The sequence below is a fragment of the Paenibacillus sp. JT22N15 genome (assembly GCF_059383755.1).
The window spans coordinates 97,371-113,422 of the sequence record NZ_JBXENV010000014.1 but is presented as its reverse complement, the minus strand read 5'-3'; the positions used below and the strand labels follow the sequence as shown (position 1 = coordinate 113,422).

Annotated in this window: 12 protein-coding genes; 6 read left to right on the top strand and 6 right to left on the bottom strand. The window is 46.0% G+C overall.

Annotated features, from left to right (window positions below; all coding sequences use genetic code 11):
* Nucleotides 1–69 precede the first annotated feature (69 nt).
* The 5 genes from AC50X8_RS24890 to AC50X8_RS24870 all read left to right on the top strand — a co-directional run bounded on the left by AC50X8_RS24890 (nucleotide 70) and on the right by AC50X8_RS24870 (nucleotide 9,367).
* Nucleotides 70–435, top strand: a complete 366-nt coding sequence (locus tag AC50X8_RS24890; protein ID WP_494882130.1) for a helix-turn-helix domain-containing protein — start codon at nucleotides 70–72, stop codon at nucleotides 433–435.
* A 206-nt stretch (nucleotides 436–641) separates the two neighbouring features.
* Entirely contained in the window at nucleotides 642–2,378 is a 1,737-nt protein-coding gene (locus tag AC50X8_RS24885) for a cache domain-containing sensor histidine kinase (RefSeq protein ID WP_056033309.1), read from the top strand.
* 18 nt (nucleotides 2,379–2,396) lie between these two features.
* Nucleotides 2,397–3,998 (top strand): response regulator transcription factor, encoded by a 1,602-nt coding sequence (locus AC50X8_RS24880; protein ID WP_056033311.1) that lies wholly within the window; start codon nucleotides 2,397–2,399, stop codon nucleotides 3,996–3,998.
* 29 nt (nucleotides 3,999–4,027) lie between these two features.
* Entirely contained in the window at nucleotides 4,028–5,743 is a 1,716-nt protein-coding gene (locus AC50X8_RS24875; protein WP_056033314.1) for a type 2 periplasmic-binding domain-containing protein, read from the top strand.
* A gap of 276 nt (nucleotides 5,744–6,019) precedes the next feature.
* Nucleotides 6,020–9,367, top strand: coding sequence for a glycoside hydrolase family 9 protein (locus tag AC50X8_RS24870; protein ID WP_494882128.1), 3,348 nt, complete (start codon nucleotides 6,020–6,022; stop codon nucleotides 9,365–9,367).
* A 211-nt stretch (nucleotides 9,368–9,578) separates the two neighbouring features.
* Here AC50X8_RS24870 and AC50X8_RS24865 read toward each other — a convergent pair whose 3' ends face one another.
* From AC50X8_RS24865 to AC50X8_RS24845, 5 genes are all read right to left on the bottom strand, one after another.
* On the bottom strand, nucleotides 9,579–10,685 hold the full coding sequence (locus AC50X8_RS24865; protein ID WP_056033320.1) for a GerAB/ArcD/ProY family transporter: 1,107 nt from the start codon (nucleotides 10,683–10,685) through the stop codon (nucleotides 9,579–9,581).
* A gap of 28 nt (nucleotides 10,686–10,713) precedes the next feature.
* The gene (locus AC50X8_RS24860) at nucleotides 10,714–10,947 is read right to left on the bottom strand and encodes a hypothetical protein (RefSeq protein WP_494882126.1); all 234 of its coding nucleotides are present in this window, start codon (nucleotides 10,945–10,947) and stop codon (nucleotides 10,714–10,716) included.
* Nucleotides 10,948–10,961: 14 nt separating this feature from the next.
* Nucleotides 10,962–12,134: a Ger(x)C family spore germination protein gene (locus AC50X8_RS24855; RefSeq protein WP_056033325.1), complete on the bottom strand. Its 1,173-nt coding sequence runs from the start codon at nucleotides 12,132–12,134 to the stop codon at nucleotides 10,962–10,964.
* Nucleotides 12,135–12,163: 29 nt separating this feature from the next.
* A complete protein-coding gene (locus AC50X8_RS24850) occupies nucleotides 12,164–13,678 on the bottom strand; it encodes a spore germination protein (RefSeq protein ID WP_056033327.1) in 1,515 nt (504 codons plus the stop codon).
* Between the two features lie 274 nt (nucleotides 13,679–13,952).
* Nucleotides 13,953–14,657, bottom strand: a complete 705-nt coding sequence (locus tag AC50X8_RS24845) for a MerR family transcriptional regulator (RefSeq protein ID WP_494882124.1) — start codon at nucleotides 14,655–14,657, stop codon at nucleotides 13,953–13,955.
* A 171-nt stretch (nucleotides 14,658–14,828) separates the two neighbouring features.
* Between AC50X8_RS24845 and AC50X8_RS24840 the strand changes: the two genes are divergently transcribed.
* Nucleotides 14,829–15,557 carry a bleomycin resistance protein gene (locus AC50X8_RS24840; protein ID WP_494862742.1) on the top strand — a complete coding sequence of 243 codons (729 nt, stop codon included), beginning with the start codon at nucleotides 14,829–14,831 and terminating at the stop codon, nucleotides 15,555–15,557.
* Between the two features lie 72 nt (nucleotides 15,558–15,629).
* On the opposite strand, the gene AC50X8_RS24835 is transcribed toward AC50X8_RS24840, so the two are convergent.
* Nucleotides 15,630–15,869 carry a helix-turn-helix domain-containing protein gene (locus tag AC50X8_RS24835; RefSeq protein WP_162241887.1) on the bottom strand — a complete coding sequence of 80 codons (240 nt, stop codon included), beginning with the start codon at nucleotides 15,867–15,869 and terminating at the stop codon, nucleotides 15,630–15,632.
* Between the last annotated feature and the right edge of the window lie 183 nt (nucleotides 15,870–16,052).

The window sequence follows — 16,052 nt, the reverse complement described above, 5'->3', positions numbered from 1 at the left end:
TATCTGCACTATGAGGATTGTAAACTATGAAGTATACTTTATAGCAAGAGCAAAAACGGGGTGTTTAAGTTGAAAATTAGTGAAGTAGCAAAAATGGTTGATCTTCCGATATCAACGATCCGTTACTATGAGAAAATAGGCATTATTACGGATGAATATATATTGAGAGAACAGAATAACTATCGGAATTACGCTTTAGAAATTGTTAATCATCTAAACACTGTTAAAAATTGTTTAGCTGTTGGATTTTCGATTCACGATATAAAATCCATGATTTCAAAAAAAGGAATATCAAAAGAGGAACAAACACGCATTATTAAAGGGAAAATTTCAGAAATTGAAGAAGCTCAAAAAAAATTAGAGAATTCCAAACAAAATCTATACGATATTCTTGAATTGGATATTACGTGTGAAGATGGATTTGGGAAATACTAATAGTAGGTCTGTCAGAACCATTTGGCAGGCTTTTTTTTGCTTAGGTGTCATAGGAGGGCGGCAGCTTTAAAATTAGCGAGTGTAATTATAAAGATAGCGTCTATCATGATTGAGGTATTCTAAGCAAAGAATTGATATAGTAAACGCTTTCAATATATTGTAATATATCGGGTGAAGTGCAATTTCGAAGCAAGGATGGAAATGACATGCGATTCAAATTCAACATCTTTCAGAAATTGCTTGTGTTGCTGCTGATTTTGCTGACGCCTGTCGTGGCGCTTTACTATTATTCAACGTACAAGAGCATCAATGTCATACAGGAGGAGCTCATCAAGGCGAGTCTAAACCAGATGGAGCTTTTCATGGCACAGCTGGATGCCAGCATAGAGAAATTCGATCTGGTCTCCGCCCCCATGCTCGTTGACACGAATGTACTGGAATACCGGTACAGCCTCAACATGAGCGATTATTCCCTCATGAAAACCCGGCTGCTGATTCAGGAGAAGCTGTCGCTGGCCAGCGCGTCGGGCAACTGGCGCAATGATATGACGATCTTTTTTCCGCAAAAAGGCGATAGCATATCTTCTTCTCCCTCCTATGAATATGATCTTGAAGAGTTTGAGGGCCGATTCTCGCTGGGGTGGAGCTACAGTGAAGATTTGGGGATAGGCTCCGGTTTTACTCGAACCTATGTCACTACGGGTTACAAACCGGCTCGTCCGAACGAGCTAGATGTTGCCGTTCGCATTAATCTGTACAAGTGGAGCTTCGAGAATCTGCTCGACACCTACAAGGCTGGCCACTCCAACAATCCGTTTTTTTACAAAGAGGGACATGCCATCATCGCCAGCCGGTCCGCAGAAGGACTTAAGATGGATGGAATCGTCGCAGAGCTGGGAGACAGGGTCAATAGCCGTACTTCCGGTTTCTTGATTCATTCGTTCGATGGCAGGCCTTATCTGATCACCTATCATTATTCTAACCTTCTTGACTGGCAGCTCATCGATTCCGTTCCGCTCGACCAAATAATCGGGCCAATTAAGCAGCAGAGGGTGCTGTTTGGAGCGTCATCTTTCATTTTGCTTCTATCCGGTATCGCCGCCGCGACTGCCTTGTACTGGAACGTACAGAGGCCGATCTTACGGCTCGTGCACGCGGTGCAGCAGATCAAGCGAGGCGATTACGCCTACCGTCTGCCGAAAAAATCAAACAATGAATTCGCGTTCCTCATGCAAAACTTCAATGAGATGGCGACGCAGATCCAAGATCTAATCGAGCATGACTTGCAATCGCGTATCCTTGCTCGCGATGCAACGCTGAAGCAATTACAGGCGCAGATTCATCCTCATTTTTTGTACAACTGCCTGGGTTTCATCATTAACATGACCAAGATGGGGAAGGATCGGGCAGTCATCGACATGGCCTATCACTTGGCCGACTATTACCGGTATACAACACGTATGGACAATCAGGGAGTCAGCATGGGCGAAGAGCTTGCGTTCGTACGCATTCACTTGGAAATTCTCAGGCTTCGCAATGAGACGCTGACCTACAGCATCGAGCTGCCGGAGGAGCTTGCACAGCTCCGCGTCCCCCGGCTTCTCATCCAGCCGATCGTGGAGAATGCGCTGGTGCATGGACTTGAGAACGTCGAATACCCGGGCCGGGTGGAAATCAGGGTCTACGTCAAGGATAGCTGGGTGCACTTGGAAGTGGAGGATAACGGCAAAGGATTGAATATGGAGCAGATCAACCAGCTGCACAAGGAGCTTCGTGTCCCGGCTGGTGAATATGCCGGCTGCGGCCTATGGAATGTGTATCAGCGACTGCAGGGCAACTATGGCGCAGACGCCAAAATTACATTTATTCCATCCAGGCTGGGCGGGCTAGCCGTCAGCTTAGTCTGGAGACTGAAGAATGAAGAATGCAGATTGGAGACGTAACGATAAGGAGGAAAAGCCATGAATAGCCTGCTTGTGGTTGATGACGAGAAACACTATGCAGACAGTCTGGCAGATACGATTCCATGGACGAAGCTCGGCATCTCCCCGGTTTTGAAAGCTTACAGCGCAAGCGAGGCGCTTGCACTGATGGAAGCTTTTCCTGTCGACATCCTCATGACGGATATCCGTATGCCGCGCATGAATGGCCTAGAACTGATCGAGCAGGCCAGGAGGCGCATTCCCCAATTGAAATGCTTGCTGCACACAGGTTATGCGGACTTCGATTATGCTCGCAAAGCGATTGAGCTTCAAGCGCTCGATTACTTGATGAAGCCGGCTAAGGACGAGCAGCTATTGGAGGCAATGGGCCGAATCGTTAAGCAGCTTGAGCAGGAGCGAGCGATCGAACAGGGCTTCCGTATATATCAGGACAACAGCGCCGAGCTGAAGGCAGGCTTGCTGCTCAAGGCGCTCAGCGGCAGCCTAAACGGCGAGGCGCTTGCGGAAAAGTTGAAGCTGTTCGACCTCCCGCTGCTGATATCAGGTCACGTCTCACTGTGCCTCGTTCGGTTAGGTCCCCCTTTCGACGGACAGGATCTTTACTCGCAGTCTCTGATCCGGTTCGCGGTAACGAACATGCTGGAAGAACTGCTGATGGAGCGGTATGATTGCTGGTCGGCTGCGGACGATGAAGGGACCCTGCTAGTCCTCGTGTACGATCTATCGGGTGCTCCGCCGGATCAGGATTGGGTGCACGAGCGGATAGACCAGTTAAAGCGGGAAGTACAGAACTTGCTCAAAGGTGAAATATCCGTGGGTGAGGCTGACTGTCTCTTCCCGGAAGGGCTGCAAGCCAGTTACATGGCGGTCATAACGCGCCTGGACAGTGCTGGGCGTTCGCCCGGGCAGGTGACTGAGCGCAACGAGGAGGAAGCGCGCCTCATGCGAAAGCTCTACGAGACGCCGCTTCTGACGCATCTTTTAGAGTCTGAGAAGTGGGAAGAGGCGGAGCTTAAAATCCGCGCGTTCGTGTCGCCATTGCTGCACACGGGTTCGCCGGATCTCATGCGCGACGTTTTTTTCTTTCTATCCAATGCATTCCAGTATATTGCGAATCGCAGCGGCAGGACGCTGGCGCAGATGCTCACTCCCGGACAGTCCGCTTATGTAAAGGGGAAAGCGATGCTGCACGCGTCGCAGCTGGAAGGCTGGGCACTGGACTCGCTGCGCACGCTTCGCGATAAGCTGGGGGAGGAATCCGAGGACCATAGCCAGGCGATCGTCCGCAAGACGCAGTCTTACATCCGGCAGGAAATTGACAAGGACTTGTCGCTTACGATGTTGGCTAGACGCGTCTTCGTACATCCTAACCATCTCTCTAAACTCTTTAAGCAATGTACGGATACGACCGTTTCCCAATATATTTACGAGCAGCGCATGCTCAAGGCTTGCGAGCTGCTGAAGCATACGGATTATAAAATTTACCATATTGGAGAAAGCATCGGTTACCCGAATACGAACTGGTTTATTCGTAAATTCCGTGACTATTATCAGGTGACACCGCAGGAATTCAGGGACAGATACCGATCAGGAATGGAGCGGGGAGAGTCGGGCTGGTGAAGAGGCAAAGGAGGTGGAGAAGCTTTCTATTGGCAGTTCTGATAGGGAGTCTGCTGCTTGCCGTTGCCGACTGTTTGAATAGCGGTGGGGAGTCGACCAAGACCAGTCCCGTGAGTGATGAAATGAAGCCGATATGGGACTTTCAATATGCTCCGCCGATTACAATTACGACGGCAATCGTGGATGAGAATCGGCCTAACGCCTTCAAGCCAGGCGAGAGCCTTACGAACAATGTGCATACCCGCTGGATGGAAGAAAACCTGGGTATGATCACGAAATTTGACTGGATCGTCAGCAAGTTCGAGGACATAGATACAAAAATCCGGCTGGCGCTGGCCGTGAACGGCAAACTGCCGGACACCTTCGGTGCAGATGGAGACATCCTGAAGGATCTGCTTAAAGCGGGTAAACTGCTTCCGTTGAACGATGCCATTGAGAAGTTCGCGCATCCTAAGCTAAAGGAAGCGCTGGAGAAGTACGCTTATACGATGACGGAGGTAACCAAAGACGGCAAGATTTACGGACTTCCTCGCTTCAACGTGGGGGATGAAGGAACGGTCATGTGGATCCGTGAGGATTGGCTCGAGAAGCTTTCGTTGAAACCGCCGACGACGATCACCGAGTTGGAGAACGTACTGCAGGCATTTTCCGAGCAAGACCCTAACGGGAATGGCAATGACGACGAAGTCGGCCTGGCAGTTCCGCTGAAGGAAGGCCCATGGAACTGGATGGGGCAGACTGACGCAATAGCTGGGGCTTTCTCCAAACAGATGCTTAGCACCTCCAACATCAATATGTTCTGGAATGAGGACAAAAATGGCAGCCTGATCTATGGCGCCGTTCACCCAGATGCCAAGAAATATTTGGAGACGATGGCGTCCTGGATGGCAAAGGGCTACATGGACAAAAATGCAGGCATGAAGGACTCGAGCCAAGCGTCCGAGCTAGCGGTCAAAGGAATGGCAGGCGTCATGTTCGGTCCGTTCTGGATGGGGGCCTGGCCGCTCGGCGACACGGTGAAGGTTGATCCAAAAGCAAATTGGCAGGCGTATCCCCTTCCTGCCGGACCGGACGGACTAAAGGGCAAGGCGCAGAAGCCATTGTACGGCATCTACACGGTTTTCAGCAAAGACTTTAATCATATTGAAGCCTGGTTTGCCTATTATAATAAGCTGCTTGCTAAAAATTTTGGCCCGGAGGATCCATACTTCGATCCTCGTTTCGAACAAGGGTTTCACGAGGGCTACGATTATGTGATCAAGGACGGCAAGGTCATCACCGTCGATTTCGAAGCCGAAGGCGTGCCGAATAACGAATGGCCGCTTGCAGACGGTTCATCCTTGGATATGCGCTGGATGCTTTATCCGCTGACCGGCGGCGCACCGGCGCTGCCGTATATGAACGCAGATGCGCTAAAAAAATTATTGAACAATTCGGACGCCGAGGTGCTGACGCCGATCGAACAGGGCATCAAAGGGCTGAATTCGGCCCAACTGCTGGCAGCCGGGATCGCAATTTCTGAGCAGGAGCTCGAAATCCCGAACCGGTACCACGGGCCGTTAACAGACGGGATGGAGAAGCACGGGGTGTTCCTGCAGAAGCTCGCAACGGAGAGCTATCTGAGCATCATTTATGGCGAGAAGCCACTCTCTTACTTTGATGAGTTCGTGGCCCAATTTTACAAAAATGGCGGCGACGTGATTACGAAGGAAGTTAATGATTGGTATAAGGACAACAAGCAATAACAGCGTTTCGATCACCAAATCGAAGGGAGGCCGCATTCGGATCATCGGATGCGGCCTCCTTCTTTTTTTTAGGACGATGAGCACAATTGCTTGTTTTCTTCTATAATTGTTTATTTCTTCTATATACCGGGGTCTCTTCAGGAATTAAAATAATTTCATTAGAAAGCGTTTTCATGAAAAAGAGGTGATGGCGCGCAGATACCGATAAGAAGTCGCAGCGAATTCGGTTTCGATTCAATGGGAGCAAATTTTCACAAATTTAAAGGAGGAGAGTTAATGAGGAAAAAAGTCAGTTTAATCCTTGCGTTTACGATGTTCGTTACCATCTTATTTTCCAATCCAATCGAGACGAACGCCGCTACCCCCGAAGCGCCTGCAGGGTGGAGAAACTTGCTGGATTACCAAATATTCAGCAATACAACGGACGGCTGGGCAGGAGATAGCGGATTCGGCTTGGAAACGGAAAATAGCAAGCTGCCGATCGATTGGACGGTTACGTACAATGGATTGCCTTCCTTATTATTAAATACGAAGACGCCCACCAGTCCGTCCTGGTTCAACGCGCTGGTCGCGGTTGCCGGGTGGAAAGCGTATAATTTTACGCCTTATTATGCAAACGGTTTTCTTGAGTTCAATATCAAGGGGAATGCAGGCGGAGAGTCCTTCCTCCTTGGCTTTAAAGACAGAGTATTCGAAAGGGCTGCTGGCGAAGAAATTACCACTACAGTAAACATTAGCAGCTATGCCAGCATTACGACGAACTGGACCCATGTGAAGATACCGTTAAAGGATCTCATCCAGGTCTCGCAAGGAATTGACCCTTCTTCGATAGATACGTTATCTATCAAGAACAATGGTTTTCAACCTTTAAAGGTGTGGCTCAATGATATTAGGGTTACGTCTCCCGATAAGGAGAAAGAGTATGCACCTATTAAGGTCAATCAAGTGGGGTATCCTGTAAATGGCGTAAAGCAGGCGCTTGTGACAGGGTTTGAGGATGTTCTCACGGTCGATGAGGGGACTCCATTTAGCGTTATTAACGCGGGCAATCATTCCACAGCCTACTCCGGAACGCTTGTCCTCACCGAAAACTATGATGCCATAGACAGTGGAGAGCGAATTTTCACGGCTGACTTTACTAATTTAACGGTACCGGGAAAATATTATGTGGCGCTGCAGGGACTTCAGAATTCTCCTGAATTCTCCATTGGCAATCCGAATGATATTTATGGGCCGTTTCTAGTTGACGTATCCAGATATTTTTATTACCAGCGGACAGGCATTAATATTACCAGCCCGTACACTCAAAATTATCAGAGAACGGACTTTACGCCAGACACCGCGGTCCCTCTAATGTCCAACCCTTCCATCAAGAAAGATGTTTCCAAGGGCTGGTATGATGCGGGCGATAAAGGCAAGTACGTAAACGCTGGAGCCAAAGCATTGTCCGATCTGTTCTGGGCCTATGAAATCATGCCGGAGAAATTTACCGACAGCCAATTTAATATTCCGGAGAGCGGAAACGGCATTCCTGATATTTTGGATGAGGCACGGTGGGAACTGGAATGGATGCTCAAAATGCAGGATGCAGCAAGCGGCGGTTTTTATGCGCGTGTAACTTATCAAGATGATGACAATTTACTGAACCGAGAAATTATTGATAAAGATACGGTAAGTCCACGGACAAATATCAAAACGACCTCAGATACGGCTACTGCGGCCGGCGCATTGGCACATGCCTATCTGATTTATCAAAATATCGATCCGACTTTTGCTCAGCAATGTTTAGATGCGGCAGTAGCGGCATGGGGGTATTTGGAGGCGCACCCGGAGCTGATCAAAACGCCTAACACAGGCAGATGGCCTTACGATGTGACGGACGACTCGGCTAACCGACTTTGGGCTGCAGGCTCCCTGTATAGGTCGACCGAAGTTGCCAAATACAACGATTATTTTGTTGCAAACTACACGGAAATGGGGCAGTTTTTCGAGCATCCCCTTGATTTCGCCAGCGGTTGGGAAAATACGTGGAATACGGGCTTCTTCAGCTATATGAAGGCTGCTAATAAAAATGCTGGAGTCGTAAGCTGGTATACGACCAAATTCCAGCAATGGTTCAATGATAAAGTGAACAGATACAACGAAAGCGCCTGGAAAAGTATCGTAAAAGACGGCAACTATTATTGGGGAATCACAATGCAGTATGCTGATACGCCGATGGAAATGATCATTGGCACCAAATTGCTGGGAACCTTCGAGACCAACCGCGCGATTATTAATGATATTACTTATAGCCAGTTAGGCTGGATCCTTGGCCAGAATCCGGTAGGCGTATCTTTCGTATCGGGGTATGGCGATAACAGCGTTAAGTATCCATTCAGCATTATGTTCAGAACAGATGGCTTGCCGGGGGTGCCGAAGGGGTATTTGGTCGGAGGACCGAATAGATACTCCAACGATGAGACGGTAGGGAATCAGATTTCGAGATTTGCAGCGAAAAACTATCACGATAACTTCCAAGAGTGGACGACAAACGAGCATACCGTCTATTGGAATTCGGGGCTGGTGTTTGTTGCTGCATTCGCAACGGGAAGCGGCAGCAGCTCGGTTATCAGTCCAACGACCGCTGCCTTTGACAAAAATACCGCCATGCAGGCGAACATCCCGGTGACGCTGACGCTGAACGGCAATACGCTCACCAGCATTAAGAACGGTACGGCGTCCCTCGTTGCGGGCACGGACTACATCGTTTCAGGCAGCACGGTCACTCTGCAAAAAAGCTATCTCGCTCAGCAAGCCATAGGAACGACGAATCTCACTTTCCTGTTTAACGCCGGTTCCTCTGCTTCGCTATCCATCGCAGTGAGTGATTCGTCGGTTAGCAACTCGGCTATCAGCCCGACGACAGCTAACTTCGACAAGAATACCGCCATACAGGCGAATATTCCGGTGACGCTGACGTTGAACGGCAACACGCTTGCTAGTATTAAGAATGGCACAGCTACCCTGATTGCCGGTACAGACTATACTGTATCGGGCACGACGGTGACGATTCAGAAGGCTTATCTAGCCGCCCAACCGGTGGGAACAACGACACTGACGTTCAACTTCAGCGCGGGAGCGAATGCGGCTCTAACGGTATCCGTGATAAATACCACCTCCAGCGGCAGCGGGGCCATCAAGGTGCAGCAGTATAATTCCACCGTTACAGCAACGAGCAATACGCTGAACCCGCGGATCAAGCTGACGAACACCGGCACTTCCGCTATCAATTTGTCGGACGTGAAGCTGCGTTATTATTATACGATCGATGGGGAGATCGCTCAGAACTTTTTCTGTGACTGGTCGCATGTTGGCAGCAGCAATGTAACGGGCACCTTCGTCAAGTTGGCGACTCCCCTGACCGGGGCCGACCACTATCTGGAGATTGGCTTTACGAGCGGAGCCGGAAGCTTGGCTGCGGGAGCCAGCATTGAGATTCAGCTACGCGTGTCCAAATCCGATTGGTCGAATTACTCGCAGACGGGGGATTACTCCTTCGACCCGACCCATACGGCTTACGCTGATTGGAGCAAAACGACCGGCTACATCGCAGGTGCTCTCCAATGGGGAACGGAGCCGTGAACGGCGTAGGGCTAGGATATCTCTGGATGAAATGAATCGTGCAAAAGATGAAGATATTCTCCGCTTATTTAAATAGCCTCTCGGCATTCCCCGAGGCTAAATTCCTCCTACTTCTGTAGGGGGAATTTTTATTAAAACCGCAACTTGAATTGGAAAAAGCAATTCAAATTTAATGAGATATAGGTTCTATTGCCAAGAAATGCTGATCCTCTCATTTGGTTGGCGTCTTTTGAAAGCCAAGCATTTTCTTCAGCAGATGAATGGCAACCACGAGCAACAAAGGAATTGTAAATCCGGTCAACTTCCAAATTGGAAGAATCACCGTGATGTGCTCGGTCAATTTTGCTTCGCTTCTTTGTAAAAGAAAAGCACTTATCATATTGATAAAAGTCAAAGGTAATATAAACACGTTCTCATCCTTTAATTTACATATACGTACAACTAAATGATTTAATATGAAAATTATAATGCAAGCCTTCATGTAGGAACCTACGATTAAAGCTATCCCAACAATGAATTCGACCCGTTGAATAGGTTGTAGATCAATCATTCGTGCAACCTCTACCATCGAATACTTTCTTTCCCCGGCCAAGGGTCCGAAAACAAGAATGGTTGCTATAGCGACCGCAATCAATAGGATGATGCTGATGCCAAACACAATAACCAGTTTTTTATGTAAATTCCGGGTCGGCTGACGAACAAAAGGCAGGAGTAGGGCGAGTAAAACCGGTTCTGCGTGGGTGAAACCATATGAAAGGTAGGCGCCATGTAATACAGGTTTTATTCCGTCAGGAAGAATAGGAAAAAGAAATTCTGTGTGATAATTAGGAATAGAAAACAACAAAGTCAAGACGATGAACAGCATCATGATAAAGATGAGAATGGTAAACATTCTACTCATGACTTCAATTCCTGCTCGTACTGTTATGGCCACTGTGGTGAAGATAAAGATATCAAATATGTACTGAGGAGTTTGCCTCATTAAAGAACTGTTAACATATTTACCTACTTCATGTACGATATCAGTACTCATTTCAAATAAGAGCGAAATAAACGGGATCACAATCACAATGGTGGGCCAGGTTCCCAAAACAGCTTGACTGTATTCACTAAATGATTTTCCGGGATATTCCTTATCCAAGTAAAGAACAAGCAGCAATTGAATCATGGCAACCGTGCCGGAGATCAGCAGAGATATCCACACACCGTTATGGGCGAATCCAATTAACGGACCGGGAAGGTTTACAATAACTGAGCCAGTCAAATAAACAAAAAACAATACGATCAATTGATCTTGACTAATGGTTTGTTTATTCATAAAGATTATGCTGCTCCTTTTCTGAATCTTAGTCTAAATACTCAACAATATGATGAGCCCAATCTTTATACAGCCATGATGCGATGTCATGAAGAAACGGCATTCCAAACCCTCCAACATACTCAACACAAAGATAAATAGAGACAAAAACGATCACGCCATATGCGATCTTGTCGCGCAGCACCATATTCTTTATTTTGGAAAGATTATAGAACGTCATTAACAAATAACTCGAAATCACAACAATCATTTTTTCAGCCATCCGTTCTTGCTCCCTCACTGCTGGTCTATGGAAAGCGGTTTTGGTATTGCAGTTCCGCTATTCTTTATTTCAACTTTTACTTTAATGTCGATTTGAGTATGAGCGAAACGCTCTCCCCAGTTCTTCTTCCACCGTTTCCATAGGGCTGGATCTTTACGATATATCCGATCTCCTAAACCAATTAGGTCTAATTCCTTTTTTTTCATTCGATTGAAAGTTTTTCTTAAAGCTTGTTCAACTGTCCGAGCCACGGCTTCGGTAATTTTTTTTTCATCTTCCGGTGTTTTTAATGTCATGCACCTCATCTCTCCAATAGCTCCTGACAACTGAACGACTACTTGAAGCTTGACTGCTTCACCTTCAATTTGTGGTTTTAGTTTGGAGTGGAAAGATAATATTTCCAGAGAATTATTGCTTGCATCGCTCGAATCGTTTTGAGTTTCGCACGGCACGCGGATAATTCCACTCTTGAACTTATTATTTAACATATGTATCATTTGCGAATCTTGAGGAGAAACGATTCCCTTCCATTTTCCCTTTTGTAAGACTGCCATTCCGGTGGCCACCAGATGCTCTCCTTTATCTCCGCCTTTAGTGATGTAAGGAGCTAACGAAATCCCCGTCTGGCTGCGTAGACCGATGAATAGTTCAAGTAACGAAGTGTTGGTCGTTTTGTAATTGTGCTGATCGGATTTTTTTGTAACTTGCCACAATTGTTGACTTACTGTTTTTTCGATTAAAGGCTTCATTTTTAAATATTGCGATGCTTTCCCGTGGGCAATAAAAAACGAAGAACTAAGTCTAGCCTCATGATCCCGGTAAAAGAAATCCAAAACCTCACCGATAGGATATAGTTGTACTAACTGATCTTCTACAATGATAGTCCGCAAATGGCTCCATTGTGCTTTGCGTCCAATTTGAAGGATAATATCACGAATCCCATCAAACATCGTATTACTCTTAGTTTGCACATTGATATAAGAAACATCTCCGCTTTGCTTTCCTTGTGAACCGCCGGAAAGTCCCGGCTTGTATATTTGCACAGTAAGCTCAATCATTCCTTTATCGGCCTTGTCGATGGCAAGGCCTAGGATTAAGGACCGATCCGTAAGTTCTGTCTTGTCCCAGCAACCCGGCAGCAATAGTAAGCAGACCATCATACAGGCGGCAAATGCCGTTTTTCGCATAAAAGAGCCTTCTCTCAAAAAAATGCCTTTTATTTTTTAGATCCGAATAACTTATTGCGTGGTGAACGCAGTAAAATTTTTAACGGCGCACGAATGAGTGTATCCAGTAATTGCTTAGGTTGAAGAGGAGCTAGAGGGGTTAGATACGGCTGCCCAAGGGATCTGAGACTTGTTAAATGCAGCAAGATCCAGAGAAAACCTATCATCAGACCGAATCCACCCAGGAATGTGCTTAAAATCATGAGCGGAATCTTTATAATTCTTAAAGCAGTAGCCATGTTATATTGAGGAATGGCAAATGAAGCAATTCCGGTTAAGGAAACGACCACGACCATCGATGGAGAGGCAATACCTGCAGATATGGCTGCTTCACCAATAACGAGAGCGCCAACAATACTTATAGTGGAGCCAATCTGTCTTGGCAATCGCGCTCCGGCTTCCCGAAGAAGTTCAAAGAAGAATTCCATTATCGCGGCTTCATAAAATGCAGGGAAAGGAATGCCCTCACGCGCATTCATAAGGGCAAGTAAAAGGACGGTTGGAATCAATTCTGGATGAAAAGTCGTTAAAGCAATATAGATGCTGGGCAAGCTTAAAGCAATAAAAAATGCAATTATCCTCATTATGCGAACTAAGGAGGCAATTATACTTCTTTGGTAAAAGTCTTCCGAGGATTGATACATTTCTGTAAAAAGTCCCGGACATAGTAAAATCGAACCTGTGCCTTCGACGAGCACGATGATTTTACCATCCAACAAAGCTGCAGTAGCGGTATCCGGCCGTTCTGTATAGCGGTATTGAGGGAATGGGGAATAAGTCGAATCCTCAATCCACTCTTCAATAAAAGAGGTGTCAAGAACATTAATTTTCTTCATTCTCGAAATTCGCTCTTTTAACTCAGCTAAGACATCCAAGTTAACTGCATTTATCAAATAAGCGATATTGACTTCAGTTTTGGTTTCTACCCCAAGCGTGAACTTTTCTAATTTAAAATTAGGGGTTTTTAACCGCTGCCTTAACATACCGATATTCTTTTGCAAATTTTCAACTGTACTCTCACGTGGACCATGAACTACGGATTCTGCACTCGGTTCACTTACTTGCCTGGTTGTTAGTGAAGCAACTTTGTAAGACAAAGCTTGATTCCAGCCATTAAAGAAGATAACAAGATGCCCTGTAACAATATCATCACTAGCTTCTATTAAATCGTTTACAAGCTTGGAGGATTGCGAGGAAACACCGTGGTTGCTGAAAAAGCGAATGACATCTTCAGGAGTGACAGAAATGGCAGGACCTACTTCGTGGGGGACAAGGTCCTGAAGCGATGCTTTCATATAATTTAATGCTTTATTTTCAAATAACGAATCGAAATAAACGGAAAATGCTGTGGATTGGAGCTCTGGTCCAAAGTGCCACTGAAAGACGGACAAGTCTTCGCAGTATTCAAAATGAGTTTCGAGCCATTTTAAATTAGATTCCAATACGGGTGAAATCGGTTGGATATCCGTTTCTGAGCGGGTACTGGCAAAGCTCGTTTGGTTCATGCTGTTATCCTCCAGAAGTAAGAACTATGCTTTAATGGTTTTCAATTCTAATAAGATTTATTCATGCTTCGCAGTTTTTTATTCACAATGAGTATCACAACACATTCAGTTTCGCGATAGATCATGTCATTATATTGCGAATTTTAAAAAAGTGAGGATTTTCTTTCATTACATGACAATTCCTACAACATGACATTATTTTGGGGCTGCCTTCGGGCAGCCTCATTTGATTTTGATTTGGAGCAGGAAACAGATAACGTTAGAAGGACTTTACCTACTGTTCTTTCATATTTGACACAACATCAAGAAGATTATGCAAATAAGCGATACCGCGCATCTGTTCCACCAATGCATTATCAATGTATTGAAGAGACTCGAGGGCAATTTGCTTAACTTGAGCAATGTTTTTTTTATCAAGACCTGACAATACTTCACGAACAATATCCAAGGAGTAAGCTACTCTTTGAACCGTTCGGATGATAAGCACCTTGCGAATATCAGAAGGGCTATATATACGGAATCCACTCTCCTTTTGGCGCTCGGGCCTAATTAACCCTTCCTTTTCCCAATGCCGAATTGCGGAAGCAGATACATTCGCTTCTTTAGCTACCTCTCCAATCGTAAACGAATTTTTATTACGGTACTTTGGGAAATCTGTCCACTCTTTTAAATCAAGCATCTCAACTGTTCTTTGTACGGTTTCCTTTTCTGCATGAAGGTTTACTTGTGCCTTGTTAATTATCCATAAAGCATCAAGTTTTTCCCCATTTACGATGCGTGGCATAACCTCTCGAATTACATTCATTCCAAAACCAGCGTACATCGCACGTATACATTGAAAATAAGCCTCATGTTCCTTTGTATAATTGCGATACCCATTTGACATTCTCTCGACTTTAGGAATAAGTCCCCAAGCTTCATAATGCCTTAATGCACTCGTGCTTATCTTCAATTTCTTTGCTATCTCAATACCTTTCAACTCGATTCCCTTCTTTCAACCTGCAATTAATAGTTAAACCACATGACGGCTTTTTCTCTAAAATCAGTATAATACATGGATAAATCTAAATGAACATTAGCATTTGCAATAATGTTGTACGATAAGGGGGTAAATGGGTTAATAAGTCCTATAAACCAGGAGGTTGATCACTTGTCAACAAAACGCTTCGGAACCGCGATCCCGATTTTACCCAGCAGATCTATTGACGAGCAGTTGGATTTCTACCAAGCGCTAGGCTTTGAAGTGACCTATCGTCAAGCCAAACCAAACCTATACGCTTGCGTCCGCCACAGTATCGTGGAACTGCATTTCTTTGTACTCAAGCAATTGAATCCAGCAAATTCTTATAGCTTGTGCTACGTCCACATTCCTGACGTGGATGCCGTGTATAAGGAATTCAGCGAAAATTTAAAAAAAGCGTACCGGAAAATCCCCACCAAGGGATATCCCAGAATTTCTAAACCGAGCAACCTGATGGAAGATCGCAGATTCCATATCATCGATCCTGCCGGTAACCGCTTGTTGATTGGAACTAAGCATGCCTCCCCAAGGCTAATCGTGGAAGAGACCTCCAAATTTGCAAGCGCGTTCGAAACCTCATACCGGTTGATGTACGCCAAAGACGAACCAGCGGCTGCGGCCAAAGTGCTGGATCTTGTTCTTCCAAAAGCCGAAGAAGCATCGGCAACGCTTCGATATAGAGCGTATGTATTACGTGCCGATATCGCCCTCTCCATGGATGAACGGGCTATTGTAAATACTTTCGTCCAAGAAGCAGACCGGATGTCGTTATCCGATACAGTACTTGGAGATGCGACGGAAGAATACGAAAAACTAAAGGAACTTAGAGCGTACTTGGAAGGTAGGGACAATTGCTAAGAGGAGGCGGAGGCGATTAGCCTCCAGTTTCATTCCAATCTAAGGGCAGCACTTAATCCGTTAAGTTGAGTATTAGCCGCGCCGCTGGCGCTTTCGGTACTGGAGAGGCGAGCAGCCATTCGTACTTTTGAACAGCTTGTGAAAATTCGCCACTGGATCTATTCCAACACAAGCAGCAACCTCAATAATTTTGAGGTCCGTCTCACGCAGCAGCCGTTGGGCCTCGCGAATACGCACTAATTGGACGTACTCCGAGAAACCGAAGCCTGTGCATTGCTTAAACTTTCGACTAAGGTAATATTGGCTGAACAACCGTAACGCTTGCGCTAAAGTAAAAGAAAGCTGCAGGTAATGAAACGATTGAAGGGGGATATCGAAAGGAGTATGAAGACGTTGCAGGAGAGAGGCCTCGTTATAAGCTAAGGCTTGCCTGAAAACGCCAGAGCAAGCCTGAAAGAAGCTTTGTGCTTAAGGCTAAAATTGACTAAGCCTGCT

What these genes read in the sequence shown, in the direction of transcription:
- AC50X8_RS24865 (WP_056033320.1), bottom strand. Translation starts at nt 10,685, where the DNA reads ATGAATAAACAAACCATTAGTCAAGATCAATTGATCGTATTGTTTTTT.
- AC50X8_RS24885 (WP_056033309.1), top strand. Translation starts at nt 642, where the DNA reads ATGCGATTCAAATTCAACATCTTTCAGAAATTGCTTGTGTTGCTGCTG.
- AC50X8_RS24855 (WP_056033325.1), bottom strand. Translation starts at nt 12,134, where the DNA reads ATGCGAAAAACGGCATTTGCCGCCTGTATGATGGTCTGCTTACTATTG.
- AC50X8_RS24860 (WP_494882126.1), bottom strand. Translation starts at nt 10,947, where the DNA reads ATGGCTGAAAAAATGATTGTTGTGATTTCGAGTTATTTGTTAATGACG.
- AC50X8_RS24850 (WP_056033327.1), bottom strand. Translation starts at nt 13,678, where the DNA reads ATGAACCAAACGAGCTTTGCCAGTACCCGCTCAGAAACGGATATCCAA.
- AC50X8_RS24880 (WP_056033311.1), top strand. Translation starts at nt 2,397, where the DNA reads ATGAATAGCCTGCTTGTGGTTGATGACGAGAAACACTATGCAGACAGT.
- AC50X8_RS24870 (WP_494882128.1), top strand. Translation starts at nt 6,020, where the DNA reads ATGAGGAAAAAAGTCAGTTTAATCCTTGCGTTTACGATGTTCGTTACC.